Annotated in this window: 6 protein-coding genes and 1 pseudogene; 2 read left to right on the top strand and 5 right to left on the bottom strand. The window is 65.3% G+C overall.

What is annotated here, in order from left to right:
* Positions 1-256, top strand: a pseudogene (locus JOZ00_RS25245) (enoyl-CoA hydratase/isomerase family protein); the annotation flags it as partial.
* A gap of 111 nt (positions 257-367) precedes the next feature.
* Here the strand turns inward: JOZ00_RS25245 and JOZ00_RS25240 are convergent.
* The 5 genes from JOZ00_RS25240 to JOZ00_RS25220 all read right to left on the bottom strand — a co-directional run bounded on the left by JOZ00_RS25240 (position 368) and on the right by JOZ00_RS25220 (position 4,659).
* Positions 368-1,234: an LLM class flavin-dependent oxidoreductase gene (locus JOZ00_RS25240; protein ID WP_293349743.1), complete on the bottom strand. Its 867-nt coding sequence runs from the start codon at positions 1,232-1,234 to the stop codon at positions 368-370.
* 107 nt (positions 1,235-1,341) lie between these two features.
* Positions 1,342-2,106, bottom strand: coding sequence for an STAS domain-containing protein (locus tag JOZ00_RS25235; RefSeq protein WP_293349740.1), 765 nt, complete (start codon positions 2,104-2,106; stop codon positions 1,342-1,344).
* Positions 2,103-2,276, bottom strand: coding sequence for a hypothetical protein (locus JOZ00_RS25230; RefSeq protein ID WP_293349737.1), 174 nt, complete (start codon positions 2,274-2,276; stop codon positions 2,103-2,105). The genes JOZ00_RS25235 and JOZ00_RS25230 overlap by 4 nt, the downstream gene beginning before the upstream one ends.
* Before the next feature lie 245 nt (positions 2,277-2,521).
* On the bottom strand, positions 2,522-3,757 hold the full coding sequence (locus JOZ00_RS25225; RefSeq protein ID WP_293349734.1) for a DUF4873 domain-containing protein: 1,236 nt from the start codon (positions 3,755-3,757) through the stop codon (positions 2,522-2,524).
* Positions 3,754-4,659: a diiron oxygenase gene (locus tag JOZ00_RS25220; protein WP_293349731.1), complete on the bottom strand. Its 906-nt coding sequence runs from the start codon at positions 4,657-4,659 to the stop codon at positions 3,754-3,756. Before JOZ00_RS25220 ends, JOZ00_RS25225 begins: the two co-directional genes overlap by 4 nt.
* Before the next feature lie 122 nt (positions 4,660-4,781).
* On the opposite strand from JOZ00_RS25220, the gene cobF reads away from it, so the two are divergent.
* A partial coding sequence (cobF, locus tag JOZ00_RS25215) for a precorrin-6A synthase (deacetylating) (protein WP_293349728.1) occupies positions 4,782-5,492 on the top strand: 711 nt, incomplete at its 3' end.

The following is a 5,492-nucleotide window of genomic DNA, read 5'->3' as shown; positions in this document are numbered from 1 at the left end:
GCTGGTGCATGAAGTGGTGGCCCCCGATGACCTGATGGCGGCGGCGTTGAGCAAGGCCCGCGAGATCGCCGCGAACAACGCTTATGGCGTGTGGCAGACCAAGATTGGCCTCAACGCAGCATTGGATGCGCCCAGCTTGCGGCATGCTATCGAAATCGAGAACCGCACCCAGATCCTCAGCGGGTTCACCCGTAACCCGGTCGAGGCCGCCACGGCGCATATGGAAAAGCGCGCGCCGAAGTGGGATACGTTGTGACGCTTAGAGTTTAGCGGCGACCCGCTGCGCCCGGCTTATGTGATTGTGGCGACCCGCTGCGCCCGGCTGCGCCGCGCTTGCGATCGCCACGGCCGCGCTTGCGATCGCCGCTTAGAGTTTGGCGATCACGTTCTCGGCGAACATCTCCAGGTTGGCGATCTTGGTGTCCAGCGCTTCGGTGTCCTTGCCCATGATGTAGGGGATGCGGAATCCGACGATGACGTCGGTGACGCCCTTGTCCTCGAGTCGCTTGATGCCGTCCGGGGTGTAGGCGTCGACCGAGATGACGTGGATCTCGAACGGCCCGGTGTTGCCCGCTTCCTCGCGGAACCGCTTGAGCTTGGCGAGGAGGTGGTCGAGTTCCTCGGGGTCTCCGCCGCCGTGCATCCAGCCGTCCAGCCGTGCCGCGCGCTTGAGTGCGGCGTCGGCGTGCCCGCCGATCAGGATCGGCACGGGCTTGGTGGGCGCGGGCGTCATCTTGGTCTTGGGGATGTCGTAGAACTCGCCGTGGAATTCGAAATAGTCACCCGTGGTGAGGCCCTGGATGATCTCGATGCATTCGTCCATCCGCTTGCCGCGCTTGGCGAAGGGGACCCCCAGCAACTCGTAGTCCTCGGGCCACGGGCTGGTCCCGACGCCGAAACCCACGCGGTTGTCGGTCATCGCGGCCAGTGACCCGATTTGCTTGGCCACCAGCGCCGGTGGCCGGATGGGCAGCTTGAGGACGAAGAAGTTGAACCGCAGCTTCGTCGTCACCGCGCCCAATGCCGATGTCAGCACGAAGGTTTCGATGAACTCCTTGCCATCCAAGAACTCTCGGTTGCCGTCCGGGGTGTAGGGGTACTTCGAGTCGGATTCGAAGGGGTAGGCGATGCTGTCGGCGATCGTCATCGCGTCGTAGCCGGCGGCCTCGGCCGCCTTGGCCAACGGGATGTAGAACCTATGGTCAGTCATCGCCTCTGCGTAGGTAAACCGCACGTCATCTGCCTTCCTGGAGAGGGTCGTAGCACGACATTAGAACGTGTTCTAGTTTGACCCGCAGCCAGGGCCGAGCACAACTATGCCGACGCAGAGGCTGAATCCGGCTAGAGCTGGTTCTCCGGGCCGATGACCGCCCAAACCGTCTTACCGGAAGAGGTGGGAGTGCTGCCCCACGCGCGTGACAACGCGTCGACGATCGCGAGGCCGGACACGTCGATGCCGGCCGCCGGAGACGGCAGTCGCAAGGCCGGCGCGTTGCTGGCGTCGGACACGGCGATGGCCGCCGTGTCGCGCTGCGTCTCGATCCGTACCACCGGAGTGCTCGCCGTGTGCTCCAGCACGTTCTCCACGAACACGTTGACCACCACCAACGCGACCGGGATGAGCATGGGCTGCGACCAGGCGGTGAGCCATTCGCGGACCAGGCGTCGTGACTCGCGCAGGCTGGTCAGATCGGTCGGCAGTTGGGCATCGGCGCGCAAGATGGTGTGCCGGCCGCGCTGACCGAGCGCCTTTATCGCCGCTTTCTCGCTCGAGAAAACCGGCAGAAAATGGGTGACCCCGGCGCGGGTGATCGCGTCACGGCTCCCGCGCCGCGTGCACACCAACACGATCGGGACGTGGGGCTTGGCGCGCACCTGCCAGTGCGCACTGATGAACATCGACCACGTCGATTCGTCGGGAACCGAAAGTGCGGAGACATTGACGACGACCGCGGAAGCCTCGTCGAAGGTGGCTTTTATGATGCGTTCGCGAAGTGCAGCGGAATTGGCGACATCGAGCACACCGTCGACCGCCAGCACGGCCACGGATTCATACGTGCGCGACTCGACCGCAAGCGAGCCCGACGACTCAGCTACCGAACTCACCAGAGCGACCTTTCTTGCGTGGCGTCCTTGGCAATGCGCGGTGAAATGGTTTGCGGCGGCCACTTTCCCGGCGGCTTGATCGAAAAAGAATGGGTTGTCGTAATCCGGCTATTCAGATCAATTCCGTCGTCCGGTTCCATCGCCTGCTCCTCGAATTCCTGCCGGGCCAACTGCTTGAGTATCCGCTTTTGATGGCAAAAGCCCTAATTGGTGTTTAAGCGGCTCCGGCGCCGCCGGAAATCGCAGGCCGCGGCGGGGGCGTCTCGAGCCCGAGTCGCGGTTCCGGCATGAGTTGAGCCACGTGGCTGCCCCACCCGTTGAGGTCTTGACCTCTGCAGCGACGAACGTGGATGTTCGATTCCGCCGCGCACCACGCGCACCCTTCGCGGGTACCACGTACGGACGTGGTCAAACGTCAGGTCAACGCGTAGGGCGGAGCGCCTACGCCCGCGACCGAGTGCGTGCCCCACGGCGTCTGTTCGACGAGGCGCGCGGGCGCACTGCAGTGGCCTACCGTCAGCGTCGCGGTCCGCGCCTGTTTGAGCGCGTCGTCGGGCAGCGGTCGCGACGGGGAACAGAACACCGTCCCCTGCCAGTGGTACCGACCGTCGATGGGATCCAGATGTCCGGCGAGCCGGACCCGCACCGGATGGCTTGCGCCGGCTATCTCCAGCGTCGCCGCGCCGTCGTAGGTGTCCTCACCCTCGGGCGCGCTGGATGACAGGTCGAACGCGGACGCCGGCGAAGGCGCAGACGCCGGTTCTAGTTGGGCGCGCTCGTTGAACACCCGTTGGCTGCTGCCGCGCACCTCGATGCGACGGCTCGCGGTGCGCCTCATGAGCTTGACGCACTCGACGATGTAGCGAACTTGGGCGTCGGCATCGGGCCCGGTGATGAAGAAGTAGTTGGGGAACCCGTGAACCGCGACGCCGCAGAAGGGTTCCATGCCGTCGTGCCAGACCCGCTTGATGGTCACACCGTTGCTGCCGACCAGTGTCTCGTCGGAAACCTGAGCGGCGATCGAATAACCGGTGCCGTAGATGATCGCGTCGACGCGGTGATCGACGCCGTCCGCGGTCCGGATGCCCGACGGGGTCACCGCCTCGATCGACGACCCCGCCACCGTGATCGCGGGGCGTTCGGCGACCGGCCGGATGCGGCGGCGCAACCAGCGGCCGGCGCGCGTCGACCAGAGCGGCACCTCCGCAACGACGCGGCGCGGCGCGTGCGCGAAGACGGTGACCGAATCCGCTTCTTCGACCAGCCGTCCGATGACGCGGCCGGCGGCGGCATCGGTGCCGACCACCGCGATGTGCTTGCCGGACGGATCGAAATCGGGATCGGGGGCGGCGGCAGGAAACGACTCGCCGAGGAAGTCGTCGCGCCCGGCGATGTCCGGCAGCCAGGGACACTGCAACGGCCGGTCGGCGGCGATGACGGTATAGGCGTGCACCATTTCGCCGTCCGCCGTTGTCAGCCGCCAGGTGTCGGTGTCGTCGTCGAACCGCGACTTGTCGACGCGGCCGTCGAGGATCACGAAGTCGGTGACCCCGGCCTGCAGCAACGCCGCCCGAGCGCTCTGCGCGCCGGCTCCCGCGCCGATGACGGCGATGTCGTGGCGCGGCTGCGCGGTGCCACGCGGCTGCGTCACAGAAACCTGCTGCGCTTCCACGCACGGCGTGCGATCGGACCCAGCAGGCCCACTTCGGTCAAAAATGTTGCGAGCGGGGCGAATCCGGCGACCTGGATGTCGTGGCGATGCGCGCTGGTGCGCGCGATCCTGCGCGCCCGCTTCGGGTCGAGACCCGTGCGCGCGTAGGGGATCGAATTGCTGAACAAGTAGTTGAAGAAGTACCCACCGAGCCCGTTGATGTTGGCCATGAACCAGCGATTGACACGCGGCATCTCGGTGACCCGTTTGCGTGCGCCGTCGCGAGCGAACTGGATATGGCGTGCTTCTTCGGTGACGTGAATTCGCATCAGCCGCTGGATGATTGGCTGCAGTTCCGGGTCATCCATCATCTGCCGCTGCAGCGAGTCGAAGATCTCCTCGCCGATCAGGGCGGCGACCCACAACATCGAGCCGCGCTGGAAGGCGAACGGCAGCGCGTTGATGACCATCCGGTGAAAAGGCCTCGGGCGCACCGGCTTGGCGCCGATCCGCTCGATCGCCTTGCCGAACATGACCATGTGGCGGGTCTCGTCACCCAGTTCGGTCAGCTTGTAATGCGTCGACTTACTGGTCGGGTCCTCGTGGAGAATGGTGCGCAGCAACGCCTGGTTGAGCATGTTCTCGAACCAGATGCCGGCCGACAATGTGTTGACGAGTTCGTGGCGGGACAGCTCTATTTGTTGTTCGCGGTTCATTTCGTCCCACATCGGCGTGCCGTACAACGACACCAGCCGGGGCGGGAGAAAGAACTTGTCCGGGTCGAGCGGGGCGTCCCAGTCGATGTCGACGACGGGCTCGTAGGACTTCCTGACCGAGCCTTTCAGCAAACGGTCCGAGAATTCTTCTCGACTCGGTCCAGTTTGCTTTACCGGGGTGGTCATCGCTGCGTCCCTTCATTGGGTGCTTCAGACGGTACCCATGGTACTGGGTACCTGCGGTCCCGGCTAGGCCCCTTATGTTTCGATTCGGCAATCTTGAATGCAGCGCGCGTCAGGAGAATTCATTGGGCCGGCATATCCACGTCATCGGTATAGGCGCCGGTGATCCCGACTACGTGACCGTCCAGGCGATTGAGGCGCTCAACGACACGCAGGTGTTCTTCGCGATGGACAAAGGCGACGCGAAAAGCGATCTGGTGGCCCTGCGCCGGGAGATCTGCGCGCGGTTCATTCGCGAACCCGGCTACCGCTTCGTCGAGCTGCCCGACCCGAAACGGTCGGCCGACGGCGACTACCGCGATGCCGTCTCCGACTGGCATGCGGCGCGCGCACGTATCTGGGCGACCGCGATCTCGACCGAGCTGGGACCCGATGGTGTGGGCGGGTTTTTGGCGTGGGGTGATCCGTCGCTGTACGACAGCACGCTGCGCATCCTCGACGCAGTGGCCGCCGAGATCGACTTCACGTTCGACGTGGTTCCGGGAATCACCGCGATCCAGGCGCTGACGGCGCGGCACCGCATTCCGCTCAACGAGGTCGGCGAACCGGTCCTGATCACCACCGGTAGGCGGCTGCGGGAAGCCGAGTTGGCCGGCGCCGCGGTGGTGATGCTCGACGGCGACTGCTCGTTTCAGGCCTGCCCGCCCGGCACGTGGATTTGGTGGGGCGCCTACCTGGGCACCGATGACGAGCTGCTGGTCGCGGGCACCGTTGGCGAAGTGGGCCGGCGGATCGTCACGCTGAGAGCGCAATGCCGTGCTCGCCACGGCTGGATC

This window comes from Mycobacterium sp., from assembly GCF_019243155.1.
Taxonomy (GTDB): Bacteria; Actinomycetota; Actinomycetes; order Mycobacteriales; family Mycobacteriaceae; genus Mycobacterium.
Note: the sequence above shows the minus strand (reverse complement) of the source record. Positions and strands in the feature narration are given on the sequence as shown.